Below are 16,098 nucleotides of genomic sequence, written 5' to 3'. Positions count from 1 at the left end.
AATCATCGGTGCCCTTGACCGCCTGCGCGGGGTGGGCGCTGGTAATATATACATGCCGGTGCATGGCGTACCGTTACGCACACACCTTCTGATGACGCACTACGGCAGAACCTGTACACCACCAACGTGAAAGAACAGCGAGAGAATCATGGCGAAACAAAGCCGTCTGGCGGGTTTCCTCGGCCTGGAACGATACCAGAACGCTGAGACGACGCCGGAAGAATCCCCGCAGGCTGTGCAGGCTGAATCCCGCCGGGAGGCAAACGCCTCCGCAGGGCAGGCTGCTATAGCACAGAAGACCGACAGCTCTAACAGGCTCTCAGCACTGCCCGGCTCAGCACAGTACAGCGTTGCCGAGTCGCAGAGCGAAACCTACCACCTGCAGGACGAACCCCCCTATACTGAACAAGAAGTGTACCAGCAAGCTAATAGCTACGATGACGGTACAGAAACCGAGTATCTGGACGCAGAAGAAACTGCCGACGGACGAGCAACCGTAGATGCAGCGGCATACGCCACCGCTCATACACCTGAAACCACAGCTGATCTGGCGGAAACCGAGCAGACTTGGGACGACGTCAGCGCAGACAATTGGGAGGACACCCCGGTGCCGAATACCGAATACACCGAGCAGTACGCCGAGACGTACTCCAACGACGGCTACTACGACCAGGGCTACGAGCCCGAAGAAACCAACGGATACACCTACGGTTACGAGGAAGAAGAGGACGAATTGCGCCGTATCACCACTATCCACCCCCGCTCCTACAATGACGCAAAGATCATTGGTGAGGCATTCCGCGAGAACATCCCCGTGATTATGAACGTGGAAGAAATGCCTGACGCAGACGCAAAGCGCCTGGTGGACTTTGCATCCGGTCTGGCATTCGCGCTGGAAGGCCGCATTGAGCGAGTCACCGCTAAGGTGTTCCTGCTGACCCCCTCCAACCTGGAGGTTCTGGGCGTGGCTAATTCCGAGGTTCCCGCCGGCTTTGAGACCGACGGCGAATTCCCCTTCGACCAGGGCTAAGGACTGATAGATGGGTTATATTTTCGCCCTCATTACAATCGTTGTCTACGTTCTCTACATTGCGATGCTGTTGCGCATGCTCTTTGACTGGGTGCGCATGTTCGCTCCGGAGTGGCGACCCAAGGGCTTTGTGCTACTCTTCGCCAGCGGCGTGTACGCGGTGACGGACTGGCCGATGAACCAGCTGCGCCGCCTGATCCCGCCGGTTCGTGTGGGTAACGTTGCGTTGGATACCGGCTTCCTGATTTTGATTGTTGTGTTGTCTCTGCTGCTGAGCATTATGATGCGGATGACCGCGGTATTCTCCTAAACCGCTCCGTTGAGAGGTTAGAGAACAATGTTGTAGAGCCCCGCCTGCGCTCTAAACCCTGTGGGTTGGAATGCTGGCGGGGTTTTCTGTGCCTGATTGCTGGATTGATTGCGGTGTCCCGCTCCGTGGCTGAGGTAGCTTTCCGTGACAGGTTACAAGCTGGGTTTGCGAGCTACATCAGATGATGAGAAATGCACCTGTCAGCAGATACTGAGCCTGATATGGCGGGGGATATGGGAGGACGCGTCACGTGGTGAATCCCACCCTTGTGCCGAGTACATATTTTGTTATTCAGCCGATATATAACCGGGCACAGAAACCAAAGAATAGTAGAATTGGTGCCAATGACTGCATCGCGGTATAGCCATACCACTGAACTATTGGGGTGGCGAATTCGCTGCACTTAATTCATCACCAACCCCGTAGAGATACTTAGAGGAGAAGCCCATGGCAATCACCCCCGAAGACCTGATCACTAAGAGCTTCAAGGTCGTGACCGAAGAGTCCGGTTACGACCGCAACGAGGTCGACGATTTCCTGGACGAGCTCGTTGTCGAACTGCGTGCACTCTACTCCGAGCGTGATACCCTCGAACGCCAGGTTGAGCAGCTCTCTGCAAACGCACCCGATTCCCCCGCAGCGGCTGTAGCACCCGCACAGTCTTCCGCGGCACCGTCTGGACCTCAGGATGCGGCGGCACTGCTCGCCATGGCACAGAAGGTTCACGACGACTACGTGGCACAGGGCGAAAAGGCTAAGGCGGAACTGCTCGAAGAAGCAGAGAAGAAGGCAGACGCTATGGTGAGCGAAGCTCAGCAGCAGCGCGAAGAGATTCTCTCTCGCCTCACCGACGAGAAGGAAGAGCTGGAGGTCGCTGTTGAGGCTCTGCGCGGCTTCGAGAGCCGCTACCGCTCCAAGCTGCTGCAGCACCTGGACGCACAGGTTCAGGAGCTCAAGAACCTCAAATCTATCGAGGCTTCCGCATAAAACAGCGTGTCTGAATAAGCTAACGACGCTTTGAGGCGTATGCCGCTCGGATTCTTTCTCTTCCACCGCTATTCACTGGGGGGATCGAGAGAACCGGGCGGTATTCTCATGTCCGCCCGGCACGACTCAAGAACCCAGCGTGCGAAGCGCGGGAGAGTACCCGCAAAATCACCACAGAATACTCGATGCACTACCCCGATTTGCTAAGCTAGAGGGGCACTATCGAACGCGAGCGCATCCCGCCTCCGCACCGCAGGGCCGCCACACCGTAGGCGCAGCAACCGGCACAGACTAGAGGAGAGCTATGACCAACATCCCCAAGACTGCTGAATCCTCAGTCTCACAGGTAGCCGATAACGCCGCCGAAGAAGCTACTGGTCACCGCGTGCGCATCCTTTCTGGACGCTCCGCGGGTATTCTCGCGCTCGTGCTTGCCGCCGTCGTGTTCGCTATCGATCAGGGCACGAAATACCTGGTCGTTACTCAGATGCAGTTGGGGGAACGCGTTACCGTCATTGACGGGCTGCTGTGGTGGTACTCGATTCGTAACTCTGGCGCCGCATTCAGCATGGGCGAGAACGTCACCTGGGCCTTCACTCTCGTCATGATCGCCGCCGCATCCGTGGTACTGTACCTGCTACGCCGCACCCGTGCCCTGTCCTGGACGCTCGCATTAGGTGGCCTGCTCGGCGGAATCTGCGGCAACCTTTTCGACCGTCTCTTCCGTGAGCCCGGCTTCGGCTCCGGCCACGTGGTCGATTTTATTTCCGTACCGAACTTCGCGATTTTCAATATTGCAGACTCCGCAATCTGCGTGTGCATGGCGTTCATCGTGCTGCTGAACTTCAAAGGTCTGAACCTCAACGGCACCCGCGTGCAGGCGCCCGCTGAAGAAACCTCGGCTGACGAGGCCCTGGCTGGTGACAAGAACGCGGCTGAGAAGAACAGGGCAGCGAAGAGCGCCAAGTAGCTTTCCCTCCTCCGCTACATGCCTCGGCTACATCGTAGCCACATGCGCCTACAGACGTTTTCACACAGAGACGTTTTCACACAGCCCCTCCCACACAGACAACTAAAGCAAGCACCACCCGAAGGAGAGCCGCATGAGCGAAACTACCAACGCCACCGAAGAATCGGCAGGTATCCGCGCCGAATTCACCGTTGAAGGCGCGCTTTCCGGTATGCGCCTGGACGCCGCGCTCGCCGGTGCCCTCGACGCGCCGCGCACCCGCACCTCCGGGTGGATTCGTGATGGCCACGTGACCGTGACCAACAACGGCAAGGTCGTGAAAATCGGCAAGTCCTACAAGCTGTCTGTAGGGGACGAAGTCGTCGTGGATGCACCCGCACCGCGTGATCTGGCAGACATCCGCCCCGAAAAGGTGGACGGCTTTCGTATCGTGCACCTGGACGACGACATCGTCGTGGTGGACAAACCCGCAGGCGTGGCGGCACATCCCTCACCGGGCTGGCACGGCCCCACCGTCATCTCCGCGCTCATGGGCGAGGGCATTTCGGTTGCTACTTCCGGCGCGGCAGAACGCCAGGGCATCGTGCATCGTCTGGACGTGGGCACCAGCGGCCTGATGGTCGTAGCCCGCAGCGAACGCGCCTACACCGCACTCAAGCGAGCCTTCAAGGAACGCACCGTGGACAAGGTCTACCACACCCTCGTGCAGGGCCTGCCCGACCCGCTGCACGGCACCATTGACGCACCCATTGGCCGCCACCCCGGCAACGAATGGAAGTTCGCCGTGGTCGAAGACGGACGCAACTCCATTACCCACTACGATGTGCTCGAAGCCTTCGGCCCCGCATCGCTGGTCGAGGTACACCTGGAAACCGGACGCACTCACCAGATTCGTGTCCACTTCTCTGCGTTGCGCCACCCCTGCTGCGGCGACCTCACCTACGGCGCCGACCCGCGCTTTAGCGCCGAACTGGGCCTGACCCGCCAGTGGCTACACGCGCACCGCCTGGGCTTCGATCACCCCGGCACCGGCGAGCGCGTAACCTTCAACAGCGAGTACCCGCTCGACCTGTCCTACGCGCTGACCGCTCTGCGCGAGGGTAAGGTTCAGCTCGGCTAGACAGTCGGCTAGCTATAGCCGCCCGCACGCCGCCGCACACAGCTTCACCTTCACCGCCCATCCTCCAGCCCATACCTCCAGGAGATTCCCGTGGCAACCAAAGAATTTACGCACCTGCACGTGCACACCGAGTACTCGATGCTCGACGGTGCCGCGCGCCTGGGCGACTTGTTCACCCACGCTAAAGAACTCGGCATGAAGTCCATGGCGACCAGTGACCACGGCTTCCTCTTTGGTGCCTTCGACTTCTGGCGCCAGGCTAAAGCGCACGACATTAAGCCCATCATTGGTGTGGAGGCGTACCTGACCCCCGGCACGCACCGCACCGACCGTTCGCGTGTGCGCTGGGGCGACGGTTCCCGCGACGACGTCTCCGGCGGTGGCGCGTACACCCATATGACGATGTGGGCTGAAACCACTGAGGGTATGCACAACCTGTTCCGTGCCTCCTCGATTGCTTCGCTGGAAGGTCAGCTGTACAAGCCGCGTATGGACCGTGAGGTGCTGCAGACCTACTCGAAGGGTCTAATTGCAACCACCGGTTGCCCCTCCGGTGAGGTTCAGACGCGCCTGCGCCTGGGTCAGTTCGATGAGGCAGTCCAGGCGGCGAGCGAATTCCGCGATATTTTCGGCAAGGACAACTTCTACTGCGAGGTCATGGACCACGGCCTGGACATTGAACGCAACGTCCAGGGAGATCTGCACCGCCTCGCCAAGAAGCTGAACCTGCCCTTCGTCGCAACCAACGACCTGCACTATACCCGCCAGGAAGACAACACGGCTCACGCGGCGCTGCTGTGCGTGCAGTCCGGCTCGACCCTTACCGACCCCAAGCGCTTCAAGTTCGACGCGGATAACTTCTACCTGCGCTCGGCAGAAGAGATGTACGCCCTGTTCGGTGACATTCCCGGCGCGTGTGAGAACACCCTGGAAATCGCTGAACGCTGCAACGTGGAGTTCAATACCAAGGCGAATTACATGCCGAACTTCCCCGTGCCCGAGGGCGAAAACGAGGAATCCTGGTTCGTGAAGGAGGTCGAGAAGGGCCTGCACTACCGCTTTCCGCAGGGCGTTCCCGACGCTGTGCGCAAGCAGGCAGAGTACGAGGTGGGGGTTATTACCTCCATGGGCTTCCCGGGCTACTTCCTCGTGGTCGCAGACTTTATCAACTGGGCGAAGCGCAACGGTATTCGCGTGGGTCCCGGCCGTGGTTCCGGTGCAGGCTCCATGGTCGCGTACGCGATGCGTATTACCGACCTGAACCCGCTCGACCACGACCTGATTTTCGAGCGATTCCTCAACCCCGACCGTGTCTCCATGCCCGACTTCGATGTGGATTTTGACGATCGTCGCCGCGGCGAAGTTATCGACTACGTGACCGAAAAGTACGGTGAAGAGAAGGTCGCACAGATTGTCACCTTCGGCACCATTAAGGCGAAGCAGGCGCTCAAGGACGCCTCCCGCGTGATGGACCAGCCGTACTCGGTTGGCGAGCGCCTCACCAAGGCGATGCCGCCGGATGTCATGGGCAAGAACATCGCCCTAGCGAATGTGTACAACGAAGAGGATAAGCGCTACGCCGAGGCGGCAGATTTACGCGCCCTCATTGAGGACCCGGTCGATAAGATTTACGGCCAGGTATTCGAAACTGCGAAGGGCTTGGAGGGTCTGAAGCGCCAGTGGGGTGTGCACGCTGCGGGCGTGATCATGTCCAGCAAGGACCTCGTGGACGTGATCCCCGTGATGCGCCGCGAGGCCGACGGCCAGGTCATTACCCAGTTCGATTACCCCACCTGTGAGGGTCTGGGCCTGATTAAGATGGACTTCTTGGGTCTGCGTAACCTCACCATCATCTCTGATGCGGTGGAGAACATTAAGGCTAACCGAGGCATTGACCTGGACCTTGAGTCCCTCTCGCTGGATGACCCGGAATCGTACCGTCTGCTGGCGCGCGGCGACACTCTCGGCGTGTTTCAGCTCGATGGCGGCCCGATGCGCTCGCTGCTCAAGCTCATGGAGCCCGAGGAGTTCGAGCACATTTCGGCAGTCTTGGCGCTGTACCGTCCGGGCCCGATGGGTGCGAACTCGCACACCAATTATGCTCTGCGTAAGAACGGTAAGCAGGAGATTGAGCCGATCCACCCCGAGCTGGAAGAGCCGCTGAAGGATATTCTGGACACCACCTACGGCCTGATTGTGTATCAGGAACAGGTGATGGCGATTGCTCAGAAGGTTGCGAACTACACTCTGGGTGAGGCGGACTTGCTGCGCCGTGCGATGGGTAAGAAGAAGAAGGCGGAGCTGGATAAGCAGTACGCTACCTTCCACGACGGCATGATTTCTAACGGCTACTCTGAGGGAGCTATTAAGGCGCTCTGGGATATTCTGCTGCCGTTCTCCGACTACGCGTTCAACAAGGCACACACGGCTGCGTACGGTCTGGTGTCGTACTGGACGGCGTACCTGAAGGCGCATTACCCGCAGGAGTACATGGCTGCGCTGCTGACCAGCGTGGGCGACAACAAGGACAAGCTCGCGCTGTACCTGAATGAGTGCCGCGCCATGGACATTACCGTGCTCGCACCGGACGTGAACGAGTCCACCCTGACCTTCGCCCCTGTCGGTGACGATATTCGCTTCGGTATGGGCGCAATCCGTAACGTGGGCGCGAACGTGGTCGAAGGTATGATTGCCGCCCGCGAAGAGAAGGGCCGATACGAGTCCTTCAACGACTTCCTGAAGAAGGTGCCGCTGCAGGTGTGCAATAAGCGCACCATTGAGTCGCTTATTAAGGCGGGCGCTTTCGACGATTTGGGCCATACGCGCCGTTCGCTGTCCCTCATTCACGAGGCGGCGGTGGATGCGGCCGTGGTGGTCAAGCGTAAGGAAGCGGCGGGTCAGTTCGACCTCTTCGGTTCCCTCGGCATGGATGATGCTCTGGGTGATGAGCTGACCGTGACCATCCCGGAGGTACCGGATTGGGAGCGCCGCGAGAAGCTGAACTTTGAGCGTGACATGCTGGGCCTGTACGTTTCGGACCACCCGCTGCGTGGCCTGGAGCGTGCGCTCTCGGATGCCGCAAACCATTCGGTGCACGATATCATCGGTGAAGATTCGCACGTGCGCGACGGTGAAACCGTTACCATTGCGGGTATGCTCACCGGCGTTTCGCGCCGTATCGCCAAGTCCAGCGGTAACCAGTACGCCTCCGTGGAGCTGGAAGACCCCTCGGGCGCAACCATTACGGTGATGTTTTTCTCCCGCGCCTACGAGACGATGGGCGCCGCCCTGGCGGACGACCTCATCTGCTCGATTCGTGGCCGCGTTCAGCGCCGCGATGACGGCAGCGTGAACATGAGCGCGCAGGAACTGCAGATCCTGGAAATCAGCGATGACGGCCGCGCCGCACCCATCACCATTATGGTACCCGAGTACCTGGTGACCGAGGTGAACTTGAAGGAGCTGAAGGAGACCCTGCGCGACCATAAGGGCACCGCGGATGTGCGCATGCTTGTGCGTACCCGCGATAAGGAGCAGCTGGTGCTGCTGGATCCGAGTGTGCGCGTGGAACCGAACCCGAGCCTCTTCGGTGAGATTAAGACAATTTTCGGCCCGAGTTGTATTCGACGCTAACGGTAGAAGGTCCCCGCGAGGGGTAAGACTCAGAGTGGATTCTATATGACAGGGTCCACTCTGAGCGTATATTCACCCAAAACATACGGTGTACCCGCTGTATATCACGGTAGAATAGGTATAAATATTCTTGAGCGCTGTATACTCGGGTGCTATCGCCCAGCCAAGGAGAAAAGAATGTACTGCCCCTATTGCAAGCACACCGACTCGCGCGTAGTGGATTCCCGCACCACCGATGATGGCGCCGCAATTCGCCGCCGCCGCCAGTGCACCTCCTGCGCTCGCCGTTTCACGACCGTTGAAACCACCACCATTTCGGTGATTAAGCGTTCCGGCGTGACCGAGCCCTTCGACCGTTCGAAGATTGCCGCCGGTGTGCGTAAGGCATGCCAGGGCCGCCCCGTGGGTGAGGACGATTTGGCAAAGCTCGCCCAGGAAGTTGAAGAGCTGATTCGTGCCCGCGGCCTGGCGGAGATTAACGCGCACGAGGTGGGTCTGACCATCCTGGAGCCGCTGTCGAAGTTGGATGCGGTCGCCTACCTGCGTTTTGCGAGTGTGTACCAGGCGTTTGAGAATCTTGAAGACTTTGAGGAGGCGATTGCGCGTCTGCGTGAGGACCGCATCGCCCAGTAACTTTTTAGCCCAGTAACTTTTTAGCCCAGTAGCTAATGAGCCCAGCCGCTGCTATACGCGCGGTTGGCACACAGAAAGGGGCTGTTCCCGAGATAACTATCTCAGGAACAGCCCCTTTAGCTGTAGCTACACTTTACGCTTCGCCGCGGCGCTGACGCGGCCGCGGGTAAAACAGGAAGCAGCTCTTAAGCTTCGCCTCGACGCTTACGCTCAGGCAGCATACCGCCAGCCCATAGTGCCGCACCGACGATACCCGCGTTGTTACGCAGAGCAGCCATGACCATGGGGGTGCGGATGTGGTCCTCAAAGTAGGGCATGAACTTCTCCGGGTTCTTAGAGATGCCGCCGCCAATGATGAACAGGTCGGGGGAGAAGAGCATCTGAACATGGTCGAAGTAGCGGTACAGGCGCTTGCCGTACTTCTTCCAGGACAGGTCGTGCACCTCGCGGGCACGAGCGGAAGCCTGAGACTCGGCGTTGTGGCCATCCAGCTCCAGGTGGCCCAGTTCGGTGTTCGGGATCAAAACACCGTCATTGATGAGGGCGGAGCCAATGCCGGTGCCCAGGGTGATGACAGCGATTAGACCGTCACGGTTACGGCCCTGACCGTAGGTTGCCTCAGCCAGACCGGCTGCGTCAGCGTCGTTGAGACCGTAGACGGTGCGGCCGCCCAGTGCCTCGCTCATAACCTGCTCCAGGTCGGTGTTAATCCAGGAGTCATCTACGTTTGCTGCGGAGAAGACCATGCCGTTCTTCACTACTGCGGGGAAGTCGATGCCGACAGCGGACTCGGGATCCGGAGCCAGGTCACGGCCCTGCAACTCATCGACTACGCGGCGTACAACCTCAGCCACAGCGGCGGGGGTTGCGGGCTTGGGGGTGTCGATGCGGAAACGGTCCGAAACAAGGTCACCGGTGCGCAGGTCGACGATGCCGCCTTTAATACCGGTGCCTCCAATGTCCACACCAATCTGCAGGTCCTTGGGGGTAGGAGCGGGCAGGCCGTTGATGAGGCTGGGCTCAGCGTAGTTAGCCATAATTTCCTTTCTTTCCTTCGCCTGAGCGGAGAAACATATCTGCGCTATCGAGTAATAATGAATAGATGGTTCGCCAGGTTATCCCTAAAACTTAGATGTCTAAGACAACAACTTAGGGCAGGGTGAGGATGTCCGCGCCGTCAGCGGTCACCACGAGGGTGTGCTCGAATTGTGCGGTGCGCTTGCGGTCGCGGGTGACCACGGTCCAGTCGTCATCCCACAGGTCCCATTCGATGGTGCCGAGGGTCAGCATGGGCTCGATGGTGAAAATCATGCCCTCACGAATCTCAGTGTCGTAGGCGGGTGCCGCATCGTAGTGGGGGATGATGAGGCCCGAGTGGAACTCGCGACCCACACCGTGACCGGTGTAGTCGCGAACTACGCCGTAACCGAAACGTGCCGCATACTTCTCAATGACGCGACCAATCACGTTAATCTGGCGGCCCGGCTTCACAGCCTTAATCGCACGGTTCAGGGACTCTTCAGTGCGCTCAACCAGCAGGCGGGACTCTTCGTCCACGTTACCGATGAGCAGGGTCTTGTTGGTGTCACCGTGCATGCCGTCCAGGTATGCGGTGACGTCCAGATTGAGGATGTCGCCGTCCTCCAGCACGGTGGAGTCCGGGATGCCGTGGCAGATAACCTCATTCAGGGAGGTGCACACGGACTTGGGGTAGCCGCGGTAATCCACGGTGGAGGGGTACGCGCCGTGGTCGCAAATGTACTCGTGAACCAGCACGTCAATTTCGTCGGTGGTGGTGCCGGGTACGCAAATCTTGGAAGCTTCAACGATGGCGCCTGCCGCGATCTTGCCGGCGGCGCGAACCCGCTCAACTTCCTCGGGGGTGTACATGTTCGAGTCGTTACCCTCGTTGGCGGTGGGCTTACCCACGTACTCGGGGCGAACAATGTGCGAGGGGACCGGGCGCACGGGGGTGATGCGTCCGGCAGTCAGGCAACCGACGGGTGCTCGACCGGGCTCTGCGGGAAGATTATGCGAAGTATTCGTTTTGGTTGAAGACATAGTTTCATCTTACCGGGCGTGGGCGGGTTGTGTCCGTTGCCGGGGCTCTAAAAAGCGGCGGATACATAAGCCGTACCTTTTTCCCAGATTGTGAATAAAATTTCATGCAGCCTAGCGGCAAAACTGTGCGGAACGGAAGACAGGAGCGGAAGGCATGGGGCGGACGACCGTGGAAGAGGGGGGAAGCGCCGTGAGAAGCTCCGCCTGCCTCATTGCCACGAACCGATGCGCGTGAGAAGCTAGAAACACCAACCCCTCACCGTCAAAGGAGAACCCGTGAGCGAGACGAAAAACCGCCTGAGCGACGCAATCGTTTCGGCGGTCGAAAAGACCCTAAACTCCGCGACCGAAGCCACCAGCCCGCACCCCGAAGAGTACTGGTACAACCTGTCCACCGGCGAGGTGGAACGCGGCCAGCAGAGCGCCGTCACCTCCCTGTGGGGCCCCTTCAAAACCTACGAGGAGGCGGCACATGCCATGGACCGCGCCCGCGAACGCAACGACGCCTGGGAAAAGGACGGCGGCTGGCTCTAAAGAACGAGCACCCTCAGCCTTACTCACTTGCTCAAGGGGCACGCTGACCAATAGACATAAAACGTGAGACGCGAAGACCCCCGCACCCGGAGCACCGGATACGGGGGTCTTTCTTCTCAAGCTTTTTCTTAAGCTAAAGCCTATTCAAAGGTGTGTTCAGCCGCCGGGAACTCACCCGAACGAACCTGCTCACGATAAGCACGCGCAGCTTCCTCCATGACCTGGCCAACCTGCGCAAACTGCTTCACAAAACGCGGCACGCGACCGGAGCGAACACCCATCATATCCTGCCACACCAGCACCTGACCGGTTGTCACATTCGAGGCACCAATACCAATAGTCGGCACAGCGCCCACAGCTTCATCAACCAGCTGCGCGGTCTGGGCGGTTACCATCTCCATGAGCACGCAGAATGCACCAGCCTCAGCCAGCGCCACCGCATCCTCACGAACACGCTCAGACGCATCGCCGCGGCCCTGCACACGGAAACCACCCAGGGCATGCTCCGACTGCGGAGTGAAACCAACATGAGCCACCACCGGAATACCGGTATGAACCAGGGCACGAACCCACTCAGTCATCGAAGCATCCGCCTCAATCTTGACCGCGTGCGCGCCACCCTCCTTCATCAGGCAAACAGCGCTCGCCACCGCCTGCTGCGGAGACTGCTCATAAGAACCAAACGGCAGATCAGCAACCACCATGGCACGGGAAGCACCGCGAGAAACCGCCGCCACCAGCGGAATCATTTCGTCCAGAGTAATGGTCAGGGTCGATTCGTATCCGAGCACCACATTCGCCGCAGAATCGCCAACCAGCAGCATGTCGATGCCGGCACGGTCAAAAATCTCTGCCGTCAGGGCGTCGTAGCAGGTCAGCATGGAGAACTTCTGCCCGGTAGCCTTAGCCTGCGCCAGGTGAACGGTACGCACCTTCTTGATGGTGTCCAGGTCAAAAGGCTTCGATGTGCTAGCAGCAGCGGGAACAGCCGCTGAGGTAGCGGCAGGCTGTGCCGCGTAAGGCGAAGAGATCTCGGAAGAACGCTCAGTAGTCATGCTGACTATTCTAACCCTGCACGGCTCCAACCTGGTGTACCGCTCGCCCCGAACCTAGTTCCAGATGAGGTTAATGTAGTAGGTCGAGAATGATGCAGCAGCGTTCTTATTCATCAGCTCCGGAATAGCGGAAGAAGCATCACTAAACTCACGCGGCAAATCGCGCTGAATAAGCGCCTGCTGCACCAGCGCATCCCAATACAGCTGCGTAATCGAATAGGTGCAGACTTCCTTCACGACGTCCTCCGCGTAGGACTCCCACGCCGTCTTTGCCGCATCATTAGAGCCGAAGAAACCCTCGTAGCCGCCAGACAGACCCGTATCGCAGGCGCTCACCGCGTTCTTCGCGTACTGCAACCAGTAGCTGCGGCTCAACTCATCGGTAGTGTTGAAAGTAAATGCCTCATAGTCTGCCTTCAGCAGGGCGTAAGACGCCTGAACAGAACCGGCAAGCGGGGCGTGCGAAGAGAAGACAATAACGTCCAGAAGAGCAGCGATGTACTCCATCTGCACCTTCTCATACGCAATACCGGACGGCTGAACCGGACCAGAATGCATCTGCACCAGCGCCTCCACCGAGTTCAGGAAACGCTCAATGTCGGCGGTCGCCTTCACCATCAGATTCAGCAGACGCTGAACACGCTGATAATCCTCAGCAATCTGCGAGAACAAACCGTAGGACAGGATGCCGCGCTGCGAAGCCGCCGCTACCAGAATCTGGCTCGTCAACCGCTGGCTCTCCGCCTCAGCCTTCGCAACAGTCAACAGCAGGGCACCGCAATACGCCAGGGCGCGACCATCCACCAGCTGGGGCTGCTGCTGATGTAATGGCAGAAGACGCTCATGAAGCTGACGGAAAATCGCACTCTGCGTCAGAGCCTTCTTGCCCCGCTCCTCAGTCTTCAACAGCACGGTGTCTGCCGAGAAATCACGCGGAACAAAACGGCGCGCATCCTCAGCGGTAAACGGCGAATAGGGGCGACCCATCACCGGCTGCAACAGCGACATCGTGGTAAACAGCGAAAAACGAGCCGCCACCGGCCCCAGCGAATCCGGGTAGTTCGGCGCATCCGGCGCATTGACACGCTCCGTGCACAGAGTCAGCCAGGTCTGCTCCACCGCCCGATCAGAAGTAATGCCAGCACCCATACCCAGGATGCTCTCACCGAACGCCTCCGACGGAAGCTTACCGGGGTTCATGACACGCGCCTGCATGAGCGCCACAGCCAGCTCCACCGTATAGTTCGTGCGGCGCTTCTTACCCGCCTCGTCAAGGTTCTGGAACGGACGCACGCCTGCAATCTTCTGACCGCACGCCAGCGTATGCAGCTCCTTGCTCATCGCAAACTGCTGTGGGTTACGCTGCATCATCTTCGACACTTCGTAGGCGCTCTTATGGTTCAGCTTCTCACGGCGCTGAGCACCCTCAGCGGACAGCGCATCATACTTGCCGCGGCTTGCGTGAACATACCAGGCACGAAGTACCTGAAGCGGCAGGAAGAAGAAAGTGTACTTCCACGACCAACTAAAAATAATGACCGGAATAGCCGCGCTCGAACCCAAACGGCCCGTGTAACCGGTCCAGATGAACTCCACAAACGCACCAATCAGCGCCCACGACGCCAAAGTGCGAATCCTAAACGCCACACGGGAGGGGCGGTCCAGCAGGTAGGTCGTGCCGCCAGACTTGTTGTTCTTCATGACTGTCGGGCCAAAGACCGCAACCACAAAAAGGCAGACTAGGTACAACACCAAGAAAACAATGGGAGCGGCAATAAGTAGTAGCCACTCTAAACCGGTAGGGTCGGCAGCAACCATGCTGGTCGCCAGCGGAAGCTGCGCTAATGGAAACTGCGCCAACGGAAACTGCACAGTCGAGGGAAGAATAATGGAATGTGGCATACTCCCATTATCGCAAGGCGACACCGCTCCCCGTCCCGCGAACCCGTCATGTGCTGGGTATCTGAACAAAACCCACACCGCAGAAAAAGTGGGGGAGTGCCCCTCCTAGTATCGCCCAGAATCTGAGCTGCCGTGGCGCAGGAACAAGAATTTACACAAACGAAACCTCTCACCCGCCCGCCACACAGCAGAACCCGATAGGCTAGATAACAACAGGACATACGCCGGGGCAAGGAAGCGCCAGCACCGCTGGCACGTAACCCGGCGGAACCCCTGGAATCCCAAGGGATATGCAGGGCTTTCCGCACCACGGCAGTAAAATTTAGCGCGCCTCCGCCACCCGCAGACGGGTACCACGCGGATGCACGCCCGCACCGAGAGGGCAACTCATGGACCGCCAACAGGAATTCGTACTGCGCACCATCGAAGAGCGCGACATCCGCTTCATCCGCCTCTGGTTTACCGACGTGGTCGGCACCCTCAAATCCGTTGCGCTCGCACCGGCTGAAGTAGAAAGCGCCTTCGATGAGGGCTTGGGCTTTGACGGCTCCTCGATTGAGGGTTTCTCCCGCATCTACGAATCCGACATGCTGCTGCAACCGGACCCCTCCACCTTCCAGATTCTGCCCTGGCGCGGCGAGGAAGACTACACCTCCCGCATGTTCTGTGACGTGCTTACCCCCGACGGCGAAGTCAGCGCCTCCGACACCCGCGGTGTGCTCAAGCGTGTGCTCAATAAGGCAGCGGAGATGGGCTTTACCTGCTACACCTCGCCCGAAATTGAGTTCTACTTGCTCGAATCCTCCAAGCTCGGCGCTGACGGGTTCCCCGTGCCCGTGGACTACGAATCCTACTTCGACCACACCCCCGGCGGCATCGTGCAGGACTTCCGCCGCAAGGCAGTGACCATGCTGGAAGAAGTCGGCATCTCCGTCGAATTCAGCCACCACGAAACCGGCCCGGGTCAGAACGAAATCGATCTGCGCCACGCCGATGCCCTGCAGACCGCCGATAACGTCATGACCTTCCGTACCGTCATCAAGGAAGTCGCTTACTCACGCGGCATGTACGCAACCTTCATGCCCAAGCCCTTCACGAAGTACGCCGGTAGCGGCATGCACACCCACTTCTCCCTCTTCGAAGGCGACACCAACGCATTTTTCGAAGCCGGTGCCGAATACCAGCTGTCCAAGACCGCACGCCACTTCATCGCCGGTGTGCTCAAGCATGCCCCCGAATTCACCGCGGTCACCAACCAGTTCATCAACTCCTACAAGCGACTCTGGGGCGGCGGCGAGGCTCCCTCCTACGTCTCCTGGGGCCATAACAACCGCTCTGCCCTCGTGCGTGTGCCCCTGTACAAGCCGAACAAGATGCAGTCCGCACGCATCGAGTACCGCGGTCTGGACTCGGCATCGAACCCGTACCTCGCCTACGCGGTGATTCTTGCCGCCGGTTTGAAAGGTATCGAGAATGAGTACCCGCTCATGCCCGCCGTGACCGAGGACCTAGCCGCCATGACCAACGCCGAACGCCGCGCTATGGGTTACAACCCGCTGCCTGCTTCCCTACGTGAAGCCATCAACATTACTGAAGAATCCGAATTCATGGCGGAGGTTCTGGGTGAGCAGGTCTTCGAACAGTTCCTACGCAATAAGCGTGCCGACTGGGATCAGTACCAGGCTCAGGTGACCCCCTACGAGCTCAAGTACAACCTTGGAATCCTCTAGCGGTTGGATCCTCTCACCTCCTCGTACGGTGAGTGAGCGCTGACAGCCTCAGGGCGGTACCCGCCACCGGTAACGCACCGGCGGGTACCGCCTACAGATATATCCATTGCACCTATCAGCTTTACCGTTCACC

12 protein-coding genes and 1 pseudogene are annotated in these 16,098 nt (G+C 59.2%); 9 read left to right on the top strand and 4 right to left on the bottom strand.

The annotated features are described in order from the left end of the window. Window positions 1-718: 718 nt before the first annotated feature. The 7 genes and pseudogenes from QFX07_RS05820 to nrdR form a co-directional block, all read left to right on the top strand. Window positions 719-1,030, top strand: a pseudogene (locus QFX07_RS05820) (cell division protein SepF); the annotation flags it as partial. A 10-nt stretch (window positions 1,031-1,040) separates the two neighbouring features. Continuing rightward, window positions 1,041-1,340 (top strand): YggT family protein, encoded by a 300-nt coding sequence (locus tag QFX07_RS05815; RefSeq protein ID WP_279740473.1) that lies wholly within the window; start codon window positions 1,041-1,043, stop codon window positions 1,338-1,340. 447 nt (window positions 1,341-1,787) lie between these two features. Continuing rightward, window positions 1,788-2,327: a DivIVA domain-containing protein gene (locus QFX07_RS05810; protein ID WP_254756137.1), complete on the top strand. Its 540-nt coding sequence runs from the start codon at window positions 1,788-1,790 to the stop codon at window positions 2,325-2,327. Between the two features lie 304 nt (window positions 2,328-2,631). Continuing rightward, complete coding sequence (gene lspA, locus QFX07_RS05805; RefSeq protein WP_279754659.1) at window positions 2,632-3,297, top strand: signal peptidase II; 666 nt, start codon at window positions 2,632-2,634, stop codon at window positions 3,295-3,297. 133 nt (window positions 3,298-3,430) lie between these two features. Continuing rightward, window positions 3,431-4,417 (top strand): RluA family pseudouridine synthase, encoded by a 987-nt coding sequence (locus QFX07_RS05800; RefSeq protein ID WP_279754657.1) that lies wholly within the window; start codon window positions 3,431-3,433, stop codon window positions 4,415-4,417. Window positions 4,418-4,507: 90 nt separating this feature from the next. Next, window positions 4,508-8,050: a DNA polymerase III subunit alpha gene (dnaE, locus tag QFX07_RS05795; RefSeq protein ID WP_279754656.1), complete on the top strand. Its 3,543-nt coding sequence runs from the start codon at window positions 4,508-4,510 to the stop codon at window positions 8,048-8,050. A gap of 177 nt (window positions 8,051-8,227) precedes the next feature. Beyond that, window positions 8,228-8,683 (top strand): transcriptional regulator NrdR, encoded by a 456-nt coding sequence (gene nrdR, locus QFX07_RS05790; protein ID WP_005506525.1) that lies wholly within the window; start codon window positions 8,228-8,230, stop codon window positions 8,681-8,683. Window positions 8,684-8,868: 185 nt separating this feature from the next. Here nrdR and ppgK read toward each other — a convergent pair whose 3' ends face one another. Beyond that, window positions 8,869-9,720 carry a polyphosphate--glucose phosphotransferase gene (ppgK, locus tag QFX07_RS05785; RefSeq protein WP_279740482.1) on the bottom strand — a complete coding sequence of 284 codons (852 nt, stop codon included), beginning with the start codon at window positions 9,718-9,720 and terminating at the stop codon, window positions 8,869-8,871. Between the two features lie 112 nt (window positions 9,721-9,832). Then, window positions 9,833-10,744: a type I methionyl aminopeptidase gene (map, locus tag QFX07_RS05780; RefSeq protein WP_279740483.1), complete on the bottom strand. Its 912-nt coding sequence runs from the start codon at window positions 10,742-10,744 to the stop codon at window positions 9,833-9,835. A gap of 276 nt (window positions 10,745-11,020) precedes the next feature. Here map and QFX07_RS05775 point away from each other — a divergent pair, with 276 nt between their 5' ends. Beyond that, window positions 11,021-11,278: a hypothetical protein gene (locus QFX07_RS05775; RefSeq protein ID WP_348539272.1), complete on the top strand. Its 258-nt coding sequence runs from the start codon at window positions 11,021-11,023 to the stop codon at window positions 11,276-11,278. 140 nt (window positions 11,279-11,418) lie between these two features. Here the strand turns inward: QFX07_RS05775 and panB are convergent, their stop codons facing one another. Next, entirely contained in the window at window positions 11,419-12,333 is a 915-nt protein-coding gene (gene panB / locus QFX07_RS05770) for a 3-methyl-2-oxobutanoate hydroxymethyltransferase (protein ID WP_279754655.1), read from the bottom strand. Between the two features lie 54 nt (window positions 12,334-12,387). Then, entirely contained in the window at window positions 12,388-14,235 is a 1,848-nt protein-coding gene (locus QFX07_RS05765) for a geranylgeranyl pyrophosphate synthase (RefSeq protein ID WP_279754653.1), read from the bottom strand. A 389-nt stretch (window positions 14,236-14,624) separates the two neighbouring features. Between QFX07_RS05765 and glnA the strand changes: the two genes are divergently transcribed. Continuing rightward, entirely contained in the window at window positions 14,625-15,965 is a 1,341-nt protein-coding gene (gene glnA / locus QFX07_RS05760; protein WP_279740488.1) for a type I glutamate--ammonia ligase, read from the top strand. Window positions 15,966-16,098 lie beyond the last annotated feature (133 nt).

Source organism: Rothia similimucilaginosa (genome assembly GCF_029850985.2).
Classification (GTDB): Bacteria; Actinomycetota; Actinomycetes; order Actinomycetales; family Micrococcaceae; genus Rothia.
Note: the sequence above shows the minus strand (reverse complement) of the source record. Positions and strands in the feature narration are given on the sequence as shown.

What these genes read in the sequence shown, in the direction of transcription:
- QFX07_RS05810 (WP_254756137.1), top strand. Translation starts at nt 1,788, where the DNA reads ATGGCAATCACCCCCGAAGACCTGATCACTAAGAGCTTCAAGGTCGTG.
- ppgK (WP_279740482.1), bottom strand. Translation starts at nt 9,720, where the DNA reads ATGGCTAACTACGCTGAGCCCAGCCTCATCAACGGCCTGCCCGCTCCT.
- QFX07_RS05815 (WP_279740473.1), top strand. Translation starts at nt 1,041, where the DNA reads ATGGGTTATATTTTCGCCCTCATTACAATCGTTGTCTACGTTCTCTAC.
- nrdR (WP_005506525.1), top strand. Translation starts at nt 8,228, where the DNA reads ATGTACTGCCCCTATTGCAAGCACACCGACTCGCGCGTAGTGGATTCC.
- map (WP_279740483.1), bottom strand. Translation starts at nt 10,744, where the DNA reads ATGTCTTCAACCAAAACGAATACTTCGCATAATCTTCCCGCAGAGCCC.
- QFX07_RS05765 (WP_279754653.1), bottom strand. Translation starts at nt 14,235, where the DNA reads ATGCCACATTCCATTATTCTTCCCTCGACTGTGCAGTTTCCGTTGGCG.
- glnA (WP_279740488.1), top strand. Translation starts at nt 14,625, where the DNA reads ATGGACCGCCAACAGGAATTCGTACTGCGCACCATCGAAGAGCGCGAC.
- QFX07_RS05800 (WP_279754657.1), top strand. Translation starts at nt 3,431, where the DNA reads ATGAGCGAAACTACCAACGCCACCGAAGAATCGGCAGGTATCCGCGCC.
- lspA (WP_279754659.1), top strand. Translation starts at nt 2,632, where the DNA reads ATGACCAACATCCCCAAGACTGCTGAATCCTCAGTCTCACAGGTAGCC.
- panB (WP_279754655.1), bottom strand. Translation starts at nt 12,333, where the DNA reads ATGACTACTGAGCGTTCTTCCGAGATCTCTTCGCCTTACGCGGCACAG.